Raw genomic sequence first — 21939 nt, forward strand, 5'->3', positions numbered from 1 at the left:
CCCGGGAGCCGATATGACCCGCCAAGCCCATCCATCGTTGCTTCGTCCTCGCCTTGCCGCCATGGCGCTGTGCTGCGCCATGGCCACCACGGCGTTCGCTGCCGGCACGCCCGATCCGGTCAAGACGCGCGCCTATATCGACAAGGCCTGGACCACGCTCACGCGTTCGCAGGAAGACTGCGCGGCGCTGGTCGACACCAAGGTGGTCGGGCATCCGGTGCTCTATGTTCCCGCCGGGCAGGCCGTGCCGGAGGCCGTGACGGCGATCGGCAAACGCTGCGGCGTCGATGTGCGTCCGCTGCCGAAGAAGGTCGAACAGCTGGGCGACATCGACGCGACCAAGCTGCCGCAGCAAGGCCTGCTCTACCTGCCGCATCCGTACGTGGTGCCGGGCGGTTTCTTCAACGAGATGTACGGCTGGGACAGCTACTTCATCCAGATCGGGCTGGTATCGGATCATCGCCTCGACCTGGCCAAGGACATGGTCGACAACGCGCTGTACGAAGTGGAGAACTACGGCGGCGTGCTCAACGCCAACCGCACGTATTACCTCAGCCGCTCGCAGCCGCCCTTCCTCACCGCGATGATGGCGGCGGTGCTGGACGATCCGGCCGCTTTCGCCAGTGCCGATGCGCGACGCGAATGGCTGGCCAGGGCGTATCCGCTGGCAGTGCGCAACTATGAGATCTGGACGCGGCCCGAACATCGCGCGGGCGATACGGGGCTGTCGCGCTATTACGACCTGGGCAGTGGCCCGGTGCTGGAAGCGAAGGACAGCGAGTACTACAAGAGCGTGATCCGCTGGCTGCGCGCGCATCCGAAGGACGACCCGGGTTACCTGATCAAGGGCGCCGAGCATCCGAACGATGCGGAGGCGGCGCAATTGAAGGACGCCAGCTGCGACGTGCGCGCATCGAAGGTGTGCGAAGGCGCGTGGGTGGACGGTTATCGCCTCACCGCCGACTACTTCCACGGCGACCGCGCGATGCGCGAATCGGGCTTCGACACCAACGCGCATTTCGGCCCGTTCGGCGGTTCCACCCATCACTACGCGGACGCCAGCCTCAACAGCCTGCTCTATCGCTACGAACGCGACCTGCACGATTTCGCCCTGCAACTCGGCAAGGCCGGCGAGGCGGACCAGTGGGCCAAGGCCGCCGAGGCGCGCAAGTCGGCGATGGACAAGTACCTGTGGAATGCGCAGGCCGGCATGTATCTCGACTACGACTTCATCGCCGGCAAGCCGTCGCCGTATCCGTATGTGACGACGTATTACCCGCTGTGGGCCGGCATGGCTTCACCGCAACAGGCCGCGGCGTTGCGCAGCAAGCTCAAGGTGTTCGAGCGCAAGGGCGGCCTGAGCATGGACAACCATGCGGCCGGCGTGCAGTGGGGCGAACCGTTCGGCTGGGCGCCCACCAACTGGCTGGCAGTGAAGGGTCTGGATGATTACGGCTTCCACGACGACGCGCGCCGCCTCGCCGGCAAGTTCGCCGCCACGGTCGACCAGGGTCTGGCCGACGACGGCACCATCCGCGAGAAATACAACATGGTGCTCGGCAACGCCGACGTGAAAGTGATGGCCGGCTACAGCGAGAACGTGGTCGGCTTCGGCTGGACCAACGGCGTCTGGCTGAAGCTGCACGAGTTGCTCGATGGCAAGGCGAAGAAGGCCGCCCCCGCCGCCAAGACGGAGAAGACGCCGTGAAGCGCGGCGTCGCGCTTCGATTTGCGCTCGCCGCAGTGATGTCGTGCGGCGTGCTTCACGCGCAGGAAGCCAAGCCCACCGTCAGCGCCGACGGCAGCGTGCACGTGGGCAAGATCACCCTGCCGTACTCCTCGGAAGCTTCACCGGAGGCGCGCGCCTTCTTTCCCAAGATGCTCGCCGCCGGCAGCAAGGCGCCGCCGATTACCGCGCCGATCGAACAGAGCCGCGCGTTCTACGACCGCATGAACACCGACCGCGCCCATCGCCTGATGGCGCTTTACCCGGTGAAGACCCATCGCGAAACCATCGCTGGCGTGCTGACGGATGTCGTCGAGCCCGCCCAGGGCATCGCACCCGAGAACCAGGGGCGCGTGCTGATCAACCTGCACGGGGGCGCCTTCCTGTGGGGCGCGCATAGCGGCGCGCTGGTGGAATCCATCCCGATCGCCAGCCTGGGCCGCATCAAGGTGATCAGCGTGGACTACCGGCAGGGCCCTGAGAACGTCTTTCCCGCCGCCAGCGAGGACGTGGAGGCCGTCTATCGCGCCCTGCTCAAGCAGTACAAGCCCGGCAGCATCGGCATCTACGGCTGTTCGGCCGGCGGCGTGCTCACCGGCGAGGCCGTGGCGCGGCTGATCACCGACAAGCTGCCCGTGCCCGGCGCCATCGGCACCTTCTGCGGGTCGGTGGTGGATATGGCCGGCGATTCGGTGATGGTGGGCCCGCTGCTCAACGGCGCCCCGGTCCCGGACCACCCGCTGCGGCTGGGCGAGCTGCCCTACTTCAAGGGCAGCAAGGCGACCGATCCGCTGGTTTTTCCCGGACTTTCGCCGGAATTGCTGCACCAGTTCCCGCCCACCCTGCTGATTACCGGCACCCGCGATGCGGCCATGAGCGCGGTCATCCGCAGCCAGACCCTGCTCAGCCAGGCTGGCGTGGCCACCGAACTGCAGGTGTGGGAGGGCATGTGGCACTCCTTCTTCTCCGACCCGGAGATGCCTGAATCCAGGGCGGCCTACGCGACCATCGTGAAATTCTTCGACAAACATTTGACGCGCGGGTAGGCATTCGCGCAGATGAATCTTTGCCCCCCGCGAGGGGGGCGGTTATCCTAGCCGTGTCCACAGCAAACAGTGACGACATGAGCCAACAGACCGTTCTGGTCATCGACGACGAACGCGATATTCGCGAGCTTCTCACCATCACCCTCGGCCGCATGGATTTGCTGGTGGATGCGGTGGGTACCGTGACCGAAGCCCGACGCGCCCTCGCCGAACGGCACTACGACCTCTGCTTCACCGACATGCGCCTGCCCGACGGCAACGGCCATGAGGTGGTGGAGCTGATTTCCGCCGAACATCCCGACACGCCGGTGGCGATGATCACCGCCTACGGCAACGTGGACGCGGCGGTCAGCGCGCTCAAGGCGGGCGCCTTCGATTTCGTTTCCAAGCCGGTCGACATCCAGATGCTGCGCCGCCTGGTGCGCACGGCACTGCGCCTGGCCGAGGAAAAACGTAGCGGCCAGGCCGCCGCCAAGCCCGACGGCAACGAACGCCTGATCGGCGACTCGGCGGCCATGCAGCAGGTGCGCGCCACCATCGGCAAGCTCGCGCGCAACCAGGCGCCGGTGTACATCGCCGGCGAATCGGGCGTGGGCAAGGAACTGGTCGCCCGCCTGATCCACGAGCAGGGCCCGCGCGCCACCGGCCCGTTCGTGCCGGTGAACTGCGGCGCCATTCCGTCCGAACTGATGGAAAGCGAGTTCTTCGGCCATCGCAAAGGCAGCTTCACCGGCGCGGTCGGCGACAAGGAAGGCCTGTTCCAGGCCGCCCACGGCGGCACCTTGTTCCTCGACGAAGTGGCCGAACTGCCGCTGCACATGCAGGTGAAACTGCTGCGCGCGATCCAGGAAAAGGCCGTGCGCCCGATCGGCGCGCGCGAGGAAGTGCCGGTGGACGTGCGCATTCTCTCCGCCACGCACAAGAACCTTGCCGCGCTGGTGGAACAAGGCCAGTTCCGCCAGGACTTGTTCTACCGCATCAACGTGATCGAACTGCGCGTACCGCCGCTGCGCGAACGCCGCGGCGACGTGGCGCAGCTCTCCAACTTCGTCCTGCGCCAGCTCGCCAACAAGAGCGGCGGCACCCCGGGCCACCTGCTGCCGGCCGCGCAACAGGCGCTGGACAGCTACGACTTCCCCGGCAACGTGCGCGAACTGGAGAACATCCTCGAACGCGCCATGGCGATGTGCGACGGCGACCAGATCGACGTCAGCGACCTGATGCTGCCGCAACGCTCCGCCCGCTCGCATGCCGAAGCGCCAGCACCTGCTGCCACTGGCACGCCAGCCGCCGAACCGACGCCGGTTGCAGCGGCGGCACCGACTGCCAATGGCGGCCTTGACGACTACATCAGCAATCTTGAGCGCACGGCGATCATCAAGGCGCTGGAGGAGTCGCGCTACAACAAGACGGCGGCGGCAAAGAAGCTGGGCATTACGTTCCGGGCGCTGCGTTACAAGTTGAAGAAGCTGGGTATCGACTGAGGGTGGTTTGTCGATGCACACGAGAAGGCCGCACTTGTTGCGGCCTTTTTTGTTTTTGGATCGTCATTCCGAGTCTCGCTTCGCATCCGCCTCTGCCCATCTCCGTTCGTGCACGCTTTCCTGTGGGAGCGCACTTGTGCGCGACTGGCCACGCCGGATGTACCGCTCCGTCGGCTTGTCGCGCACAAGTGCGCTCCCACAATAGTTCGGCAATCCATTGCAACTCGCTTCTCCCTCTCCGCTCCGGGGAGAGGGGCGGGTGCTCGCGGGAACCCGCGTGCTTTCTGTGGGAGCGCACTCTGTGCGCGACAGCCGCGCTGGGATGTATCGCTCCGTAAGTTTGTCGCGCACAGGGTGCGCTCCCACAGTAGCCCTGTAGCTCTCGCTCTTAGCTCCTGGCTCCGGCTCCGGCTCCGGCTCCGGCTCCGGCTCTTGGCTCTTGGCTCTCAGGGGTCCCCGTATGACGCGGCGGGTGGGTGGAGGATCAGCCCGCAGGGTGGCCCGCATGGATGCGGGCCAGTTTTTCGCCAGGGCAGGATGCCCTGTCGAAAAACCCCGGAGCCCACCCGCGCACCTGGAGGGCGAAGCCCGGAAGGCGCGTCATCNCTCTTGGCTCTGCTCTTGGCTCTTGGCTTGGCTCTTGGCTCTTGGCTCTTGGCTCTTGGCTCTCAGGGGTCCCCGTATGACGCGGCGGGTGGGTGGAGGATCAGCCCGCAGGGTGGCCCGCATGGATGCGGGCCAGTTTTTCGCCAGGGCAGGATGCCCTGTCGAAAAACCCCGGAGCCCACCCGCGCACCTGGAGGGCCGCTAGGCCCGCAAGGCGCGTCATCCGGGGGGCCCTTCTCTTTGGTTACTTTCTCTTGGGCAAGCAAGAGAAAGTAACCCGGCCTCCGGCAGGAGGACGGAAGCCCGCGGCAGGCGAGCCAGGTCGCCGTATCGCGACAACTAAACACTGAGGCTCTGGATGACCAGCCATTCGGCTGTTGAGAAGCGCCTCCGGCCTGCGCCGGGATGACAAGCTAGGGAACGTTCCCGCGAGCACCCGCCCCTCACCCCAACCCTCTCCCCGGAGGGGAGAGGGAGCAAGAGCACGCGCTACCTCACATCGGCGCCGGCGGCCCCGCCCCCGCCGCACTCGCCTCCAACGCCTCCCTCACCGTCTTCAACAACCGCAACGTCGAGATCGGCTTGTCGATCAGATACAGATGCTCCATCACCGGCAGCTCGTCCATGTCCGGCGGCGCGTCGGGCCGCGCGAGCAAAAGCACCGCGCCGCGATAACCGTGGTCGAACAAGGCCGCCAAGGTGCGCACGCCCGTAAACAGGTTCATGTCCGCATCCAGCACCACCAGATCCGGCACACCCTGCGCCTCCAGCCACTGCAACGCCGCGGTACCGCTCTGGCTCGCGTGGGCCTGGTAGCCCCACGAGTCGAGCGTATCGACCAGCAGCGAGAGTTGGCCGGCCTCTTCCACCACCACCAGCACGCGTTCGGCTTCGCCCTGCAGGTTCGCTGTCTCCTGCTCTTCCACATCGGCAGGCTGCTGCATCAGCGGGATGTGCATGTGGAAACTGGTGCCCTCGCCGGGCGCGCTTTCCACGCGCATCACGCCGCCGTGTGCGGTGATGATGCGTTTGCACGACACCAGTCCCAGGCCCGTGCCGCTCTCCTTGGTGGTGTAGAACGGTTCGAACAGATGCCGCAACGCCGCGTCGTCCATGCCGGTGCCGGTATCGGTCACGGTAAGGCAGACGTAGTTGCCTTCGCGGCGTTCCTCGCCTGGCTGGAAGAAATGTTCCGGCAGCGCGGCGAGCGAGGTGCCGATGCGCAGCTTGCCGCCCTCGGGCATCGCCTGCAGTGCGTTGAGGCTGAGGTTGAGCAGGCATTGCTGCAGCTCGGTGTGATTGCCGTCGAAGCTCAGTTCGGGATCGCAATCGTCCAGCTCAAGCGTCACATTGCGCGGCACGCTGCCTTGCAGCAGCAGGCCGAGTGCTTCGAGCAGCGCGCTCACGCGCACCTGCTCGGCACGGCGCGCGCCACGCGCGAAGGACAGCATGGACTGCACCATGTCCAGGCCGCGCTTGCCGCAATCGCGCACCAGCCGGCCCAGGCGCGCCAGCCGCGGGTCGTCCTGATAGTCCTGCAGGCTGTCGCCGGCGAGCAGCAACGGTTGCAGCAGGTTGCGCAAGTCGTGGCTGAGGCCACCGGCCAGCATGGCCAGGCTCTCGAAGCGCTGCGCGCGGATCAGTTCGGTTTCGGCGCGTCGCCGCGCGCGTTGCGCTTCCGCCTCGCGCATGGCGCGGCGAACGGCGGAGGCGAGTCGTGCGGGATTCTGCTTGAGGATGTAATCGGTGGCGCCATTGCGAAGCGCTTCGATGGCGGCTTCTTCGCCCAGCGTGGCGGAGACGAAGATGAAAGGCAGGTCCTGGTCGCGTTCGCGCAGGATGTCCAGCGCGCGCTGGCCCGAGAACCCCGGCATGCTCAGGTCGGACAACACGATGTCCGGCTGGAATTCGTTGAGCGCCGCGAGGTACTCGCGTTCGGCATCCACCAGGGTCACGTCGTATTCGATGTGATCGGCGTCCAGTTCGGACAACACGAGCTCCGCATCGAGCTGGCTATCCTCGATCTGCAGTACACGGATTCGGGGCAACGCCCACTGCTGCCTGTCCACGTTCAACTACTCCGTCGTGCCGCTAACCGTTGCCATTTCGTTGCGCTCAGCTATGGTCAGGCCCTTGGTTGAGGACTGCCCAGAACTGCCCCAGGGTTCGTACCGCTTCGAAAAACTGGTCGACGTCGACCGGCTTGATCACGTACGCATTCGCGCCGATGTCCCAGCTGCGCGCCAGATCGCTCTCTTCCCGCGACGATGACAGGATCACCACCGGCACGCGGCGGAAGCGGTCGTCGGCACGCAACTGCGTGAGCACTTCGAGGCCGCTCATGCGCGGCATCTTGATGTCCAGCAGCACCACGGCCGGATCGACCGGTTCGCGCCCGGCCCATTCGCCGCGGCAATAAAGGTAGTCCAGGCAGTCCACGCCGTCTTCGACATGCACCACCGGGTTGGCCAGGTGGGCACCGGCCAGCGCATCCAGGGCCATTTCAGCGTCGGCGAGACTGTCCTCGACGAGCAGGATGGTACGCAGGTCTCGATGGTTCATGGGCGCCTCTGCGCGAAGCTTTCTGCGAGGTCCGAGGACGGCAGGGTGAAGTGGAAACGCGCGCCCTGCCCGGGCTGGGCGTCGGCCCACACACGTCCGCCGTGTCGCGTCACGATGCGACGCACGTTGGCCAGGCCGATGCCGTTGCCCGGGAATTCCGAGGCACGATGCAAGCGCTGGAACACGCCGAACAGTTTACCCGCGTATTGCATGTCGAAACCGGCGCCGTTGTCGCTCACCACGAATTCGTAGCTGCCGTCGCGGTGGCGCTGCACGTCCACGTCGATGCGCGCCACTTCGCATTTGCCGGTGTATTTCACCGCGTTGCCCATCAGGTTCTGCCACACCGTGCGCAGCATGTTCTCGTCGCCGATGACGATCGGCAGCGGCGCGATCGACCATACGATGTGGCGGCCGTGCGCATCGGTTTCGGCCAGCGCGCGCGCCTCGTCCGCCAGCGACTGCATGTCCACCGGCTGCAGGCGCAGCGCGCCGCGACCCAGGCGCGAGAATACCAGCAGGTCTTCGATCAGCAGCGCCATGCGCCTAGCCGCGTCATTGATCACTTCGATGTAGTGGCGCGAACGTTCGTCCGCGCCCTCGCCCAGGTGCTGCTGCAGCTTGCCGGCGAATCCGCTGATGTGGCGCAGCGGTGCACGCAGGTCGTGCGACACCGAATAGCTGAAGGCTTCCAGCTCGCGGTTCACATCCGATACCTGCTCGATCTTGCCTTCGAGCTGGCGGTTGAGTTCCTTCACCTGCTGCTCGACCAGCGCACGGGCGGTGACGTCGCTGAGGGTGAGCAGCAAGACCGGATCGCCGCCGTTGTCCTGCTCCAGGCGGCGGGCATTGATCACCACGTGACGGTCGACGCCATCGACGGTGCGCTGGATGAGTTCGTAATCCCACAGCTCGCGATCCAGCAGCAGCACGTCGTTCAAGCGTTGCAGCAGCGCGCCGTCGCTCCAGGCGCCGTCGCCGATCTCGGTCAGCGGCAGCGATTGCCGGAAATCGGGCGGCAATCCATACAGTTCGCCAAAGGCCGCATTGACCAGCAGGGTGCCCAGGGTGGAGTCGAGCAGCGCGATGGGTTCGCGCACGGCCTGCACGATCAGCTGCGAACGCTGCACGGCCTGGCCTTCGCGCACTTCGGCACGCAGGCGGCGGCTGATCTGCCGCTCGGACACGATCACCACGATGGTCAGCAACAGCACCTGCGCAATCGCCGTGATGGTCAGCGCCAGTTCGCTGTTGAACGATTCGCGGTTGGCCGCATCGCGGCGATTGAGCAGCGTGCCGTTCTCGTTGCGCACGATCCCGTCGATCAGATCGTCCATCTTGAACAAGGTGCCGGAGTCGCGCATCGCATCCGATGCGCCGGCGTCATCGCCGTGATCGTGCCGCATGATGGCCTGGCCGCTCAGCGCGAGACGTCCGCTGACGGTGGAACTGAGCGAGCCGATCAGCGCCTGCTGGTCCGGACTGTCGCGCGTCATGTCGCGCAGCTGTTGCAGCAGGCCAGGCGTTTCGTGCGCGGCCCGTTCGGCGCGCATGCGCACCGTCGCATCCGCATCGCCGTGGAGCAGCCGGTAGATGGCCGCCTCGCTGTCCCTGGTGACATAGGCGATACGGTAGGTAAGCGATTTCACCTCACTGGAGTGGGTGACTCGCTCATTGGCCTGAATGGCTTCGCTGGCACCGCTGCGCGTCACCACGTAGGGCAAGGCCACGATCACCAGCACAGCCGCCAGCAGACCGCCCAGGCGCCAGCGCAGGGCGACGCGGTCCTTCATGGCCGGCCGTAACGTCGACGCCAGTTTCCAGGATGAGCGCAACATGTCAGGCATGGTTGCAGAATCACCCCAGCTAACGCCACCTCTTAAAGCGGCGTTTTCCCTGACTTTTTGTCCGAACTAGCCGAGACCTTGGTCGTAGACACGCTCATCGAGGCTGGGCGGGCGTTTGCGGCTTGTCCCCAGGCCCGGTTCGGCTCGGCCTGCATGGTGAAGTGCAGCTCGCCGCCGGCAACGATTTCGCCGTGACGCAGGAACACCCGCTCCAGCGGCTTGCCGTTGAGCGTCACCGAACCGACATACGGGTGGGCGTCATCCAGCGGATCGGCCGTGACGGTGAAGGTCTTGCCGCCCGGCAGATGCAGGGTGGCACGCCCCACGAACGGGCGGCCGATCGCGTACTCGTCGCTGGCCGGCGTCACCGGATAGAAACCCAGCGCCGAGAAGATGTACCAGGCCGACATCTGGCCGAGGTCGTCGTTGCCGGCCAGGCCGTCCGGACGGTTGGCGTACTGGCTGTCCATGATCTGCTTGAGGCGCTTCTGGGTCTGCCACGGCGCGCCCGCGTAGTCGTAGAGATAGGCCAGGTGATGGCTGGGCTCGTTGCCGTGCGCGTACCAGCCGATCAGGCCGGTGATGTCCTCGACGTTGGCGAAGTGCGACTTGTCGACCTTGGCCTCGAACACGCTGTCGAGCTTGCTGACGAACTTGTCGTCGCCGCCCATCGCCTTGATCAACGCGGCGACGTCCTGCGGCACGTACCAGGAGTACTGCCACGCATTGCCTTCGGTGTAGTCGCTGCCGTAGCCGGCCGCATCGGGGTTGAACGGTTCGCGGAAGCTGCCATCGGTCTTGCGTGCGCGCATGAAGCCGGTCTTCGGGTCGTACGCATTGCGCCAGTTGCCGGCACGCTTGTCGAAGGTCGCAGCGATGTCCTTGCGGCCCATCGCCTTGGCCATCTGCGCCAGCGACCAGTCGTCGTAGGCGTATTCGAGCGTCTTGGATGCGGCTTCGGGTTCCTTGTCGATCGGCACGTAGCCGAGCTTCATGTAATCGCCCAGGTCGCCATACGGCGCATACGTCGCACTGGCCACCATCGCCTTCAGCGCGGCGTCGGCGTCGAAGCCGCGCACGCCCTTCACGTAGGCATCGGCGATCACCGGCACGGCGTGGTAACCGATCATGCACCAGGTCTCCAGGCCCTGGTACGCCCATACCGGCAGGATCCCGAACGGGCTGGTTTCACGCGAGGCAATCAGCGAGCGGATGAAGTGGCTGCTGCGCTCGGGCATCAACAACGCCATCAGCGGCTGCTGTGCGCGGTACACGTCCCACAGCGACCAGGTGGAGTGGAATTCGAATTTGCCGTTCTTGTCGACGGCCTCGTGCACGGCGCCATCCGGGCCGCGGAACTGGCCGTTCACGTCCATGCTGAGGGTGGGCGACAGCAACGCGTGATAGAGCGAGGTATAGAAGCCGACGCGCTGATCCTTGCTGCCTTCCACATCGATGGCGGCGAGCGCCTTGTCCCACTGGCCGCGGGCTTCGGCGCGGCGCGCATCGAAGTCCCAGCCCTGGCCCTCGGCATCGAGGTTGGCGATGGCGTTGGCTTCGCTTACCGAGGAAATGGCCACCTTCACGCCCAGCGGCTGCTTGAGCATGCCGAAGTCGAACACGCCTTCGAGCGCGCGGCCGCCTTGTGCGTCATGGTCTTCCGGCTGATAGCCCGGGCCCTTGAAGCCCTTGTAGAGGATGTCGGTTTCGCGGTTGTAGAGCGTGCGCGACGCCATCGGCTGCGAGAAACGCATGGCGAAGCACAGCTCGCGGCCCGGTGCCCAGCCCCGCGTGGTGCGGCAGCCGGTGACGGTGCCGTCTTCGCGCACGCGCAGGCTGGCCCACAGCACCTTGCCCTCGTAGTCGTAGATGCTCGGGCGCAGGTCAAGCAACAGGTGTGCCGGCTTGCCCGCCGGGAAGGTATAGCGATGCCAACCGATACGGCGACCGGCGGTCAGCTCGGCGCGGACGTTGTAGTCGCTCAGCGTCACGGCGTAGTAGCCGGCCTGCACCACCTCGCTGTCGTGGCTGAAGCGCGAGCGGTAGCCGCTGCCGGGCTTGGCCGGGTCGCCCTGCTCCAGGCGCACGTCGCCGGCAATCGGCATCACCAGCACGTCGCCCAGGTCCGAATGGCCGGAGCCGGAGAAATGCGTATGCGAGAAGCCCAGCAGGCTGCCGTCGCCGTACTGGTAGCCGGCGGCCCACTTGTAGGCGTGCTTGAAGTCCGGCATGGCCGTATCCGGCGACAGCTGGATCATGCCGAACGGCACCGTGGCGCCGGGGAAGGTATGGCCGTCGCCGCCCGTGCCGATGCGGGGGTCCACATCGACCGAATGCCCCTCGGCCGCCCTCACGGGAGCCGGTGCAGCCAGGCAAAAAGAGACCGCGGCGGCCAACAAACTGGGCAGCCATGCACGGAAACGCAAAGAACGCATAGAATTCCCCGAACGAGTAGATTTGAATCGTTCTAATTTCGCCTGAAGCTAACATCTCTGCAGGCATCGTTGCATGCTGCGTCGCGCCATCGAAATCGGTTCCGTTCGCGGGCGGACGCAGGTACCTTTGGATCGTTCCAATCAACCCAGGCCTGCGATGGAAAGCCAGACCCCGGTCGGTAGAAAGATCACACTCAACGACATCGCAGCCGGCTGCGGTGTGTCTCGCGCCACGGTTTCGCTGGTGCTGCGTGGCAGTCCCCTCGTCAATAAGGTTACCCGGGCACGGGTCGAGGAAGAACTGCGGCGCCAGGGATACGTCTACAACCGGGCCGCGGCCAACCTACGCCGGCGTACGTCGTCGAGCGTGGCCTTGGTCATCAACGAATTGGCGAACCCGTTCTTCGCCGAATTCGCTGCGGGCGTGGACGAAACCCTGGGCACGGCCGGCTTCGTGACGCTGCTGGGCAGCTCCGGCGACTCGGCCGAGCGCGAGCACGCCGTGCTCGGCTCGCTGATCGAGCACGGACCGGGCGGCATCATCCTTTCGCCTGCCGAAGACAGCGAAGCCCGCAAGGTGCTCGCCGCGGTGGGCACCCACACGCCGGTGGTGCTGTTCAACCGCGAGCTGGGCGGCGAGCTGCCGGAATACGCGCACTGGGACCGGCTGATGCTCGACAACGAGCGCGGCGCCCGCCAGGCCACCGAACACCTGATCAAGCAGGGTCATCGCCATATCGCCTTCTTCGGCGGGCACGACCACGCCAGCTCCACCCGCGAACGCCATGCCGGCTATGCGCAGGCGATGCAGGCGGCCGGTCTGCCGGTGGAAGCGCAGTGGCGCGTGCAGAGCACGCCGACACGCATCGACGCCGCGCGGGCCGCGGGTGAGTTGTTCGAAGGCAAGGGCAGCGCGCCCACCGCCGCCGTTTGCTACAACGACGCGGTGGCGCTGGGCCTGATGCTGGGCCTGCATCAACATGGACGACAGGCGGGGCGCGATTTCGCCATCACCGGCTTCGACGATATTTCAGAAGCCTCCATGAGCATGCCTTCGCTCACCACGCTGTCCACCGCTCCCCGCGCACGCGGGCGCCAGGCGGCGGAGATGCTACTCGCCCGCCTGCGCGATCCGCAGGCGCCCTCGGGCACCATCATCGCGCCGGTGGAACTGGTCGTGCGCGAAAGCAGTTGTCCCCCTCTCTGATCCATATGTCCTTGATCCACGTTTCCTGACCCACGGATTCCGCATGGCCTTTGCAGCACCTCCCACTCAGTCGGCGACATCGTCGTCGCCGGCCTCCGGCTCCACGCGCTACACCGATTACCCGATGGCGATGGCGGTCACCACCACGATCTTCTTCATGTGGGGTTTCCTGACCGTCCTCAACGACATCCTGATCCCGCATCTGAAGACCGTGTTCGAGTTGAACTACGCGCAGGCGATGCTGGTGCAGTTCACCTTCTTCGGCGCGTATTTCCTGATGTCGCTGCCGGCAGGACGGCTGGTCGCGGCGCTCGGTTACAAGAAGGGCATCGTGGCGGGACTGGCGATCGCCGCGGTAGGCGCGTTCGGTTTCTGGCCGGCGGCGTGGTCGCATGCCTACCCGGCCTTCCTTGCCGCGCTGTTCGTGCTGGCCACCGGCATTACCGTGCTGCAGGTGGCGGCGAATGCGTACGTGGCGCTGCTCGGCCCGGAACGCACCAGCTCCAGCCGCCTTACCCTCGCGCAGGCGATGAATTCGCTGGGCACGACGCTAGGCCCCTGGTTCGGCGGTCTGCTGATTCTTTCCGCCGTGGCTTTCAGCGTGCCCGATGCCGTACGCAAGGCGCCGGAAACCGTGCAACTGGTGCAGACGCTCAACGATGCGCCGCCCGCGCAGGCCGTCGACGCGATTCGCCAGGCACCGCCGGAACGCCTGGTGGCCGCATTGAACGATGCCGCCGCCGGCGCGCTTGACCGTCTCCCCGCCAGCGACGTGGCCGCGGGTATCGCGCGCCTTCCCGCGGACCAGCTGCCGCACGCGCTGGACAAGCTCTCGGGTGCACCCTTGCTGGCCACGCTGGCCTCGCTGTCGCAGCAGCAACTGGCCGCGTTGCCGGCGGCCAATCTGGCCACTGCGCTGGACAAGCTCGCCTCCTCGCATCTCAATGCCGACGATGCCGCTCAGCTGGCAAAGGTGCGTGCAGACCTGGCTCCGGCCACGTCGCAGCAATTGACCGGTTATCGCCAGCAGCAGGCCGAGCTGGTGCAGAAGCCGTACCTCGGCTTGGGTTGCGCATTGCTCATCCTCGCCGTGGTGGTGTGGCTGTTCCGCCTGCCGCCGCTGACCGAGTCGACCGAAGCGGCCGACACCACGCACCACACCTTGATGGACGCGCTGCGCCACAGCCACGTGTTGTTCGGCGTGCTGGCGATCTTCTTCTACGTCGGCGCGGAAGTGTCGATCGGCAGCTTCCTGGTGAACTACCTGTCGCTGCCTGAGATCGGCCACATGAGCGAGCAGCAGGCGGCGCACTATGTGTCGCTGTACTGGGGCGGCGCCATGGTCGGCCGCCTGGCCGGTTCGGCGCTGCTGGTCTACATCAACCCGCGCAAGCTGCTCGCTGCGTTCGCGGGCGTGGCCGGCCTGCTGGTGCTCACCACCATGCTCACCCACGGCGACGTGGCGATGGTCAGCGTGATCGCCATCGGCCTGTTCAATTCGATCATGTTCCCGACCATCTTTGCGCTCGGCATCGAACGCATGGGTCCGCTCACCGGCAAGGCCTCGAGCCTGCTGATCATGGCCATCGTCGGCGGCGCGCTGTTGCCGCTGGCGCAGGGCCTGCTGGCCGACCATATGGGCATCCAGCACGCCTTTATCCTGCCGTTGCTCTGCTACGGCTACATCGTGTTCTACGGTCTGCGCGGCTCGCTGGTTCGCGACCCCGTCACGCCCGCTCCCCACTGACGAGTTTCCCGTTGATGTCACGCACTATCCTCTGCTTCGGCGAAGCACTGATCGACTTTCACAGCGAAGGCGGCGACGAAGCCGGCTTTCCGCGCAGCTTCGTGCCCTACGCGGGCGGCGCGCCGGCCAACGTAGCCGTGGCCGTGGCACGCCTGGGCGGCGATGCCGCCTTTGCCGGCATGCTCGGCAAGGACATGTTCGGCGACTTCCTGCTCGACAGCCTCAAGCGTGTCGGCGTGAATACGAACGGCGTGGCGCGCACCGATGAAGCGAACACCGCGCTCGCGTTCGTGTCGCTGGATGCCAGCGGCGAACGCAGCTTCAGCTTCTATCGTCCACCGTCGGCCGACCTGCTGTTCCGTCCCGAACATTTCCATGCGGAAAGTTTCGAGGGCACGGCCGTCTTCCACGTCTGCTCCAACAGCATGACCGATGCCGCGCTGGCGGAAACCACCCGCGACGGCATGCGTCGCGCGCACGCGGCGGGCGCGCTGGTGAGCTTCGATCTCAACCTGCGCCCCGCCCTGTGGCCGCGCCAGGTGGAACCGCGACCGCTGCTGTGGCCGGCGCTGCATCTGGCCGACGTGGTGAAGCTCAGCGCGGAGGAATTCGCCTGGCTCGCCGTGGACGGCGAAGAAGCCGCGCTGGAAAAGCTGTGGAAAGGCCGCACGCGCCTGGTCATCATCACCGATGGTGCGAAGGCGCTGCGCTGGTTCCATCCCGACGTGGAAGGCGAGCTGCCGGTGTACACCGTGCCTGCGGTGGACACCACGGCGGCCGGCGATGCGTTCGTCGGCGGCCTGCTCTATCAGCTGGCCATGCTCGAACACACCGACGATCGCATCGATCACCTGATCACCGAACTGCCCCGCCTGCATGCAGCCCTGCGCTTCGCAGCGGCCTGTGGCGCGCTCACCGTGACGCGCCAGGGTTCGTTCTCGGCCATTCCCGACGAAGCCGAAGTGCTGAGTTTCATGGAGACCTACGCATGACCACCACGCCCGATTTCCGCAGCGAGGCGTTCCTGCGCGAACACATTGCGCAGACCATGGCGTTCTACCACCCGCACGCGATCGATCCGGCCGGCGGCTTCTTTCATTACTACAAGGACGACGGCACGATCTACGATCGCAGCCACCGTCACCTGGTGAGCAGCACGCGTTTCGTCTTCAACTACGCGATGGCGTACAACGAGTTCGGCAACGCCGAGTACCTCGATGCCGTCCATCACGGCCTGCGCTACCTGCGCGAGGTGCACCGCAATCCGGCCACCGGCGGCTATGCGTGGACGATCCGCGACGGCAAGCCCGAAGACACCATGTACCACGCGTACGGCGTCGCCTTCGTGCTGCTCGCCTACTCGACCGCGAAGAAGGCCGGCGTGCATGAGGCCGAAGCGTGGATGGACGAGACGTGGGAACTGCTCGAGCAGCGTTACTGGGATGCCGATGCAGGCCTCTATCGCGACGAGGCGAACGACCAGTGGCAGTTCACCGACTATCGCGGCCAGAACGCGAACATGCACATGTGCGAGGCGATGCTCGCCGCCTACCAGGCCAGCGACGAACCGCGCTACCTGGAACGCGCACTGCAGCTCGCCGACAACATGACCCGCCGCCAGGCCGCCAAGGCCGATGGCCTGGTGTGGGAACACTACGACGTGAACTGGAACGTCGACTGGAAGTACAACCTCGACAATCCCAAGCACCTGTTCCGCCCATGGGGCTTCCAGCCCGGCCATCAAACCGAATGGGCCAAGCTGCTGCTGATCATGGAGCCGCTGCTGCTGGAGCGCGGGCGAGAGGTGGAGTGGCTGGCGCCCACCGCCAAGCACCTGTTCGACACCGCGCTGGCCAATTCGTGGGACAACGAGTTCGGCGGCATGGCCTACGGTTTCGCACCCGACGGCAAGGTCTGCGACGACGACAAGTATTTCTGGGTGCAGGCCGAATCGCTCGCCGCCGCCGCGCTGCTGCACGCCCGTACCGGCCTGGCCGAATACGATGCGTGGTACGAGAAGCTGTGGGCCTATTCGTGGAAGCATTTCGTCGACCACAAGTACGGTGCGTGGTATCGCATCCTTACCCGTGACAATCGCAAGTACGACGACGAGAAGAGTCCAGCTGGCAAGACCGACTATCACACCATGGGTGCGTGCTATGAGGTGATGGCGCTGGTGCGGGATGGTGGGGTTCCGTAGGGAATCCTGGTTGGGTTTGTTGGTGAAAGGTAGTCCGTAATCAAAGTTGCAGGGCTACTGTGGGAGCGCACTTGTGCGCGACAAGCCACGCCGGGAGGTATCGCTCCGTTGGCTTGTCGCGCACAAGTGCGCTCCCACAAAAGAAGACCCACGCGTTCCCGCGAGCACCCGGCCCTCACCACCGTAAAGGTGGCAATGCCCCGACCCTCTCCCCAGCGGGGAGAGGGAGAAGTGAAGTGCATCGCGAAATAAAGAGAGGGCATAACGCCCCTCTCCCATCCGCTTACTTGGCCTTCGCCTTCGGCGTCACCGTCACCGCCAACGCCTCCACATAGGTCGCGACCACCATGTCGCCCACCTTGAGCTTGGACAGCTGCGCCTGGCGCTCCGGGTTCTTCACTTCGATGGTGCGCTCCTTGCCGTCGGGTCCGGTGAGCGTCACCGTGTGGTTCTTCAGATCCACCGCGGACAGCTTGCTGGTCACCGTGACCGTCTGCCCGGCCTTCATGCCCGGCTCGCTGCCCTTGGGCGCGGTGGCCTGGCCCGCCTGGTAGTCCACACCGGCCTGGGCGCTGTCGGCCGGCATCACCTGCACCGCCACCGCCGACTGGTAATGCGCGGTCACCTGGTCGCCGGCTTGCACCTTGTCGAGGTTCTGCACTTCGGGGCCGGCCTGGACGGTCACTTCCTTTCCCTTGGGTCCCTTCAACGTCACCATGCGCGTGGCCTGGTCCACCGACACGACGGTCGCGGTGATCGTGCGGTCTTCCCGTCCCAGTTCGTGCACGGTGGAATTGACGGGCGCTTCGGTCTGCTGCGCCCATGCGAAAAGCGGTGTCGACAGCGCGATGGCTGCGGTGATCAGGCAGCGGGTGGAACGTTGGAAATGCTTCATGGCGGGTCTCCTCTGAGTGTCGATCGCCCAGGTCACGCGGCACCCGCCATGTTCGTCCAGGATGTGGCGCGTCACGAGCGTAAAACCACTCGGCCGGGCTACGTACTTCTACCCAGGCCCGGGGCGTGACAGCGCAGCGATGCAGGCGCAAGCTTGCGGGCATCCGCGTGGCGCTCGCCTCGCGCCCTTGCTGGAGACACGCATGTCCGTCGCAGAACCGCTCGACACCGTCCTCATCACCGGCGCATCCAGCGGCATCGGCGCCACCTATGCCGATCGCTTCGCCCAACGCGGCCACCCGCTGGTGCTGGTGGCGCGCAATGCAGCCAGGTTGCAGGAACTGGCTGCGCGTCTTGAGCGTGAATATCGCGTAAAAGCCGATGTGCTGGCGGCGGACCTTACCTCGTCGACCGAACGGGCCAAGGTCGAGCAGCGCCTGCGCGACGACGACAGCATCGGCATCCTGGTGAACAACGCAGGGGTGGGTGGCGGGTCGGTGCTGGCGCAGGCCTCGCCCGAGGTCGTGCAGGGCATGATCGAACTCAACGTCACCGCACCGTCGCGGCTGGTTGCCGCGTTGCTGCCGCGACTGCTGGCGCGCGGTCACGGCAGCATCATCAATATCGCCTCGGCGCTGGCGATTGCGCCGGAGCTGTTCGGCGGCGCCTATGCCGCCAGCAAGAGCTATGTGCTGACCTATACCCTCGCGCTGCACAAGCAAGTGGCCGAGCATGGCCTGCGCGTGCAATGCGTGTTGCCGGGCGTCACGCGCACCGAGATCTGGGACCAGATCGGCGGGCTCGATGCGATTCCCGCGCAGATGATCATGGAAGTGGACGAAATGGTGGATGCCGCGCTCTCCGGTTACGACCAGGGCGAAGTGATCACCATTCCCTCGCTGCCGGATATCGAGGAATGGAACCGCTTCGACGAAGCACGACGCCGCATGGCACCGGAGCTCTCGCGCAACGTGGCCGCCGACCGCTACAAGAGCGACATTCCCGAAGACGCCTGAAATGCGAAGGCCAGCTGCGCCATCCGGTGCGCGCTGGCATATAGTGGGGCCGACCGCGCCGCCCCGGCGGCGCGATCCACGCGGAGCATCACTCGCGCGCCTTGCACAGCGTCACGCTTGCGTAGAACCATGGGAGAACGACCATGCGATATACGTTATTGGCAGGCAGCAGGGACGGTTTGCTTCTCCTTGCCCGCCTCTTGCTGATGGTTCTGTTCGTGATCTTCGGCTGGTTCAAGGTCACCGGCTTTTCGGCGACCGTGGCCTATATGGGCTCGGTCGGTGTTCCGATGCCAACGGTCGTCGCATCTGTCGCGGTGTTCCTGGAGTTCGTCGTGGGCCTGTCCATCGTGGTGGGCTTCTACACGCGCCCGCTGGCCTTGTTGCTGGGTTTCTACACCCTGGCCGCGGCGGTGATCGGGCACCAGTTCTGGCATATGGTCGATCCCGAGCGCATCGGCACGATGATCAATTTCTACAAGAACGTGAGCATCAGCGGCGGACTGCTGCTGTTGTGTGTCGCCGGTCCGGGCAAGTACTCGCTGGACAAGCGATAGGCGGTCCGCAGGCCGCTGGCGCCTGACGCGACGACTCGCGTCAGGCCGGGCACGCTCCGCTCAGTGGAAGCTGGGCGCATCGCCGCCGCCCAGGCTTTTCAGCAACTCGTGCGCTTCGCGCGAACGCGGGGCCACGGCTACCAGGCGTTCGGCGTAACCGCGCGCCTTGTCCGCGTTGCCGGCATCGCGCTCCGCGCCCGCCAGCGCGAACAGCAACGACGGATCGTATGGCGACGCACGCAGGCTTTCCTCCCACAGCTTGCGCGCCTGCTCGCCCTTGCCGGCCGAGTTCAGCGCCACCCCGTACACATAGGCGAAACGCGGATTGGCGGGATCGGCGCGATGCGCGCGCTCAAGCCAGGACAGCGCCTGCTGCGGCTGGTTCTGGCGGACCAGCGCAAGCCCCTTCGCGTGCAGCAGGCTGGCGTTCTCGGGCACGAGCGCCAGGCCTTCGTCGATGACCTTGACCGCTTCGTCCTCGCGCCCCGTGGCGCGAAACATGTCGGAGAGATTCACATAGGCCGGCACGAAATCCGGCTGCAGCTTCAGGGCCTGACGGAATGCCTGCTCCGCAGCGGCAGTATCGCCGCGTTCGACATAGACCAGCCCCAGGTCGAAATGCGACTCCGGCCGCTCGGCTATCGCGGCCTGCGCTTGCTGGTAAACGGCGAAGGCGCGATCCCGTGCGGCGCGTTGGCCGGCATCGAGCGGTGCATCCGGCACGCCGGCCAGCACACGCCCGGCCTTGACCCGAACGGCGAGCACCGGATCGTCCGCCAATGCCGCCGCCATCGGCCCGCGCACTTCCGGCGGAAAGGCGAGCAACGCATCCAGTGCGGCCTCGCGCATCAGCGGATCGGCGTCGCCCAGCGCGGCCTGGAGCGTGGGCACCGCATCCGGGCTGGCGTAGTGGCGCAGTTCGTCGACCGCCGTGGCGCGCGCAATCGTCGGTGAGCTCGCGTCAGCGGCCAGGGCTGTCAACAGCGAGGCCGCGCCAGGCTTGCCACGCCGCGCGGCATCCAGTGCGTCGACGAAGTGCTGGTAGCCCTTGCGTTCGGGACCATGTGCCTTGGCGATGGCGTCGGCGGCCCACTGCGCACCCTTGTCCGCGTGGCACTGGGCGCATGCATTGGGCACGCCGTACTGCACGGTGAGATCGGGGCGCGGCACGCGGATGGAGTGATCCGGGCGGGCGTTGATCACCATGTAGTTCTTCGACGGCATGTGGCAGGCCACGCATTGCGAACCCGCGCTATCTTGCTTGTGCATATGGTGGGCCGCCGTGTCGTACACGGCCGGCGTATGGCAGCTCTCGCACAATGCGTTGCCCTGCGCCCGCGTCTTGCCGGTGTGCGGATCGTGGCAGTCGCTGCAGGTGACGCCCTTGGCGTACATGCGGCTCTGCAGGAACGAGGCATACACATAGACCTCATCCAGTTGCTGTCCGTCCGCGTGATAGCGGCCTTCCGTGAGCAGTACCGGATCGTGCGTATCCATCAGGCGGCCCGTGGGCGCGGTGTCCTTGGCGATGATGCTGCGCCGCGAATGGCAGACCGCGCAGGTTTCCACTTCGCGGTGCGTCGCCAATGGCGCGCTGCGTGCGGGATTGCCGGACACCGGGTTGGCAATCCAGTGCACGCCCTTGCGTTCGTCCAGCGCGATGCCCAGGCCCATCGAGGGATCGGTCTTTTTCATCGCTTCGCTGGCCTTCGACCATTCGAGGTGGCGCGAACCGGGACCATGGCAGGCTTCGCACGCCACGTTGATCTCGTTCCAACTGGTCTTGAAGGTGTTGCTGGTGAGGTCGTAGTTGCGCTGCAGGTTGGTGGAATGGCAGTCCGCGCACATGTAGTTCCAGTTCTGGTTCAGGCGCGTCCAGTGCAGCGTGTCGTGCGCATCGATGTGTTCGCCAGGATAGAGATTGAACCAGCGCTGCCCGCCTGCCGTCGCGGGGCGCGCATCCCAGGCGGTGCGCAGCGCCTGCAGGCGGCCATCGGGAAACGCCACCAGGTATTGCTGCAGCGGGTAGACGCCGAAGCTGTACTTCACTTCGAATTCGCCGGGCTTGCCGTCCGGCCCGTCGGTCTTCACGAAGTAGCGCTTGTCGCGCTTGACGAAGCTGGCCGTGGCACTGTCCTGCTTCAAGGTGTTGCCGTCGAACCGCCCCGCCACGGTCTTGTCGTCCGCCACTTGCATGGCGAGTGCGTGATGCGAGGTCTGCCAGGCCTGCGTTTCCTTCGCATGGCAGGAGGCGCAGGCTTGTGCACCCACGTAATGCGCCGCTGGCAGCGCAGCCGCTGCAGGCGTGGGGACGGTGGCCACCGATGCCACGGGCGTGGTCGCCACGCCGGGCGACGGCACGCGCAGCCACCAGAGGCCCAGCAGCACGAGCACCAGCACGCCCAGGCCCAGCGGCATCCACCAGAGCCGACCTTGCCCTTGCCCGGAAGGTGCCACCACGGGCGGCGTCGGGCGCGCGGACGCCGTCTTGCCAGAGCGCTTGCCGTGGCTCCTCTTGGAACGCGCCATCCCTTCGTCTCCCCGCCTACGGTTTGAGTTCTGCGCACCTTTCCTGGGGCACTGTTTTCCACCGGCTGCGCGGGCATGGTAGC

The 21939-nt window shown here is 66.0% G+C and carries 15 protein-coding genes; 9 read left to right on the forward strand and 6 right to left on the reverse strand.

The genetic code is table 11. The annotated features are described in order from the left end of the window. The first annotated feature begins 13 nt into the window (after positions 1-13). The 3 genes from ISP20_RS15855 (at position 14) to ISP20_RS15865 (ending at position 4256) form a co-directional block, all read left to right on the forward strand. Entirely contained in the window at positions 14-1708 is a 1695-nt protein-coding gene (locus ISP20_RS15855) for a trehalase family glycosidase (RefSeq protein WP_204637081.1), read from the forward strand. Then, complete coding sequence (locus ISP20_RS15860; protein ID WP_338031022.1) at positions 1705-2772, forward strand: alpha/beta hydrolase; 1068 nt, start codon at positions 1705-1707, stop codon at positions 2770-2772. The genes ISP20_RS15855 and ISP20_RS15860 overlap by 4 nt, the downstream gene beginning before the upstream one ends. A gap of 77 nt (positions 2773-2849) precedes the next feature. Further along, positions 2850-4256 (forward strand): sigma-54-dependent transcriptional regulator, encoded by a 1407-nt coding sequence (locus ISP20_RS15865; RefSeq protein WP_204637082.1) that lies wholly within the window; start codon positions 2850-2852, stop codon positions 4254-4256. A gap of 1100 nt (positions 4257-5356) precedes the next feature. Here ISP20_RS15865 and ISP20_RS15870 read toward each other — a convergent pair. The 4 genes from ISP20_RS15870 to ISP20_RS15885 form a co-directional block, all read right to left on the reverse strand. After that, complete coding sequence (locus ISP20_RS15870; protein WP_239535958.1) at positions 5357-6910, reverse strand: ATP-binding response regulator; 1554 nt, start codon at positions 6908-6910, stop codon at positions 5357-5359. A 67-nt stretch (positions 6911-6977) separates the two neighbouring features. Next, entirely contained in the window at positions 6978-7424 is a 447-nt protein-coding gene (locus ISP20_RS15875) for a response regulator (RefSeq protein ID WP_204637084.1), read from the reverse strand. Continuing rightward, positions 7421-9217 (reverse strand): sensor histidine kinase, encoded by a 1797-nt coding sequence (locus tag ISP20_RS15880; RefSeq protein ID WP_204637380.1) that lies wholly within the window; start codon positions 9215-9217, stop codon positions 7421-7423. Before ISP20_RS15880 ends, ISP20_RS15875 begins: the two co-directional genes overlap by 4 nt. An 86-nt stretch (positions 9218-9303) precedes the next feature. Continuing rightward, positions 9304-11706 (reverse strand): GH92 family glycosyl hydrolase, encoded by a 2403-nt coding sequence (locus ISP20_RS15885; RefSeq protein ID WP_204637085.1) that lies wholly within the window; start codon positions 11704-11706, stop codon positions 9304-9306. 157 nt (positions 11707-11863) lie between these two features. Between ISP20_RS15885 and ISP20_RS15890 the strand changes: the two genes are divergently transcribed. The 4 genes from ISP20_RS15890 to ISP20_RS15905 are packed head-to-tail and all read left to right on the forward strand — an operon-like array spanning position 11864 to position 16860. Then, on the forward strand, positions 11864-12913 hold the full coding sequence (locus ISP20_RS15890; RefSeq protein WP_204637086.1) for a LacI family DNA-binding transcriptional regulator: 1050 nt from the start codon (positions 11864-11866) through the stop codon (positions 12911-12913). Positions 12914-12956: 43 nt separating this feature from the next. Then, a complete protein-coding gene (locus ISP20_RS21855) occupies positions 12957-14660 on the forward strand; it encodes a sugar MFS transporter (protein WP_204637087.1) in 1704 nt (567 codons plus the stop codon). A gap of 14 nt (positions 14661-14674) precedes the next feature. Beyond that, positions 14675-15652, forward strand: coding sequence for a carbohydrate kinase family protein (locus ISP20_RS15900; RefSeq protein WP_204637088.1), 978 nt, complete (start codon positions 14675-14677; stop codon positions 15650-15652). Continuing rightward, the gene (locus tag ISP20_RS15905; protein ID WP_204637089.1) at positions 15649-16860 is read left to right on the forward strand and encodes an AGE family epimerase/isomerase; all 1212 of its coding nucleotides are present in this window, start codon (positions 15649-15651) and stop codon (positions 16858-16860) included. Before ISP20_RS15900 ends, ISP20_RS15905 begins: the two co-directional genes overlap by 4 nt. 283 nt (positions 16861-17143) lie before the next feature. On the opposite strand, the gene ISP20_RS15910 is transcribed toward ISP20_RS15905, so the two are convergent. After that, positions 17144-17755 (reverse strand): hypothetical protein, encoded by a 612-nt coding sequence (locus tag ISP20_RS15910; protein ID WP_204637090.1) that lies wholly within the window; start codon positions 17753-17755, stop codon positions 17144-17146. A gap of 202 nt (positions 17756-17957) precedes the next feature. On the opposite strand from ISP20_RS15910, the gene ISP20_RS15915 reads away from it, so the two are divergent. Both ISP20_RS15915 and ISP20_RS15920 read left to right on the forward strand, forming a co-directional pair. Continuing rightward, entirely contained in the window at positions 17958-18770 is an 813-nt protein-coding gene (locus tag ISP20_RS15915) for an SDR family NAD(P)-dependent oxidoreductase (RefSeq protein WP_204637091.1), read from the forward strand. 143 nt (positions 18771-18913) lie between these two features. Further along, positions 18914-19327 carry a DoxX family protein gene (locus tag ISP20_RS15920; RefSeq protein WP_204637092.1) on the forward strand — a complete coding sequence of 138 codons (414 nt, stop codon included), beginning with the start codon at positions 18914-18916 and terminating at the stop codon, positions 19325-19327. Between the two features lie 60 nt (positions 19328-19387). On the opposite strand, the gene ISP20_RS15925 is transcribed toward ISP20_RS15920, so the two are convergent. Beyond that, positions 19388-21856: a tetratricopeptide repeat protein gene (locus ISP20_RS15925; protein WP_204637093.1), complete on the reverse strand. Its 2469-nt coding sequence runs from the start codon at positions 21854-21856 to the stop codon at positions 19388-19390. Between the last annotated feature and the right edge of the window lie 83 nt (positions 21857-21939).

It is taken from the genome of Dyella kyungheensis (genome assembly GCF_016905005.1).
Lineage (GTDB): Bacteria > Pseudomonadota > Gammaproteobacteria > Xanthomonadales > Rhodanobacteraceae > Dyella > Dyella kyungheensis.

Coding starts and splice junctions, on each gene's coding strand:
- ISP20_RS15855 (WP_204637081.1), top strand. CDS start 14: ATGACCCGCCAAGCCCATCCATCGTTGCTTCGTCCTCGCCTTGCCGCC.
- ISP20_RS15865 (WP_204637082.1), top strand. CDS start 2,850: ATGAGCCAACAGACCGTTCTGGTCATCGACGACGAACGCGATATTCGC.
- ISP20_RS15875 (WP_204637084.1), bottom strand. CDS start 7,424: ATGAACCATCGAGACCTGCGTACCATCCTGCTCGTCGAGGACAGTCTC.
- ISP20_RS15880 (WP_204637380.1), bottom strand. CDS start 9,217: ATGAAGGACCGCGTCGCCCTGCGCTGGCGCCTGGGCGGTCTGCTGGCG.
- ISP20_RS15885 (WP_204637085.1), bottom strand. CDS start 11,706: ATGCGTTCTTTGCGTTTCCGTGCATGGCTGCCCAGTTTGTTGGCCGCC.
- ISP20_RS15890 (WP_204637086.1), top strand. CDS start 11,864: ATGGAAAGCCAGACCCCGGTCGGTAGAAAGATCACACTCAACGACATC.
- ISP20_RS21855 (WP_204637087.1), top strand. CDS start 12,957: ATGGCCTTTGCAGCACCTCCCACTCAGTCGGCGACATCGTCGTCGCCG.
- ISP20_RS15900 (WP_204637088.1), top strand. CDS start 14,675: ATGTCACGCACTATCCTCTGCTTCGGCGAAGCACTGATCGACTTTCAC.
- ISP20_RS15905 (WP_204637089.1), top strand. CDS start 15,649: ATGACCACCACGCCCGATTTCCGCAGCGAGGCGTTCCTGCGCGAACAC.
- ISP20_RS15910 (WP_204637090.1), bottom strand. CDS start 17,755: ATGAAGCATTTCCAACGTTCCACCCGCTGCCTGATCACCGCAGCCATC.
- ISP20_RS15915 (WP_204637091.1), top strand. CDS start 17,958: ATGTCCGTCGCAGAACCGCTCGACACCGTCCTCATCACCGGCGCATCC.
- ISP20_RS15920 (WP_204637092.1), top strand. CDS start 18,914: ATGCGATATACGTTATTGGCAGGCAGCAGGGACGGTTTGCTTCTCCTT.
- ISP20_RS15925 (WP_204637093.1), bottom strand. CDS start 21,856: ATGGCGCGTTCCAAGAGGAGCCACGGCAAGCGCTCTGGCAAGACGGCG.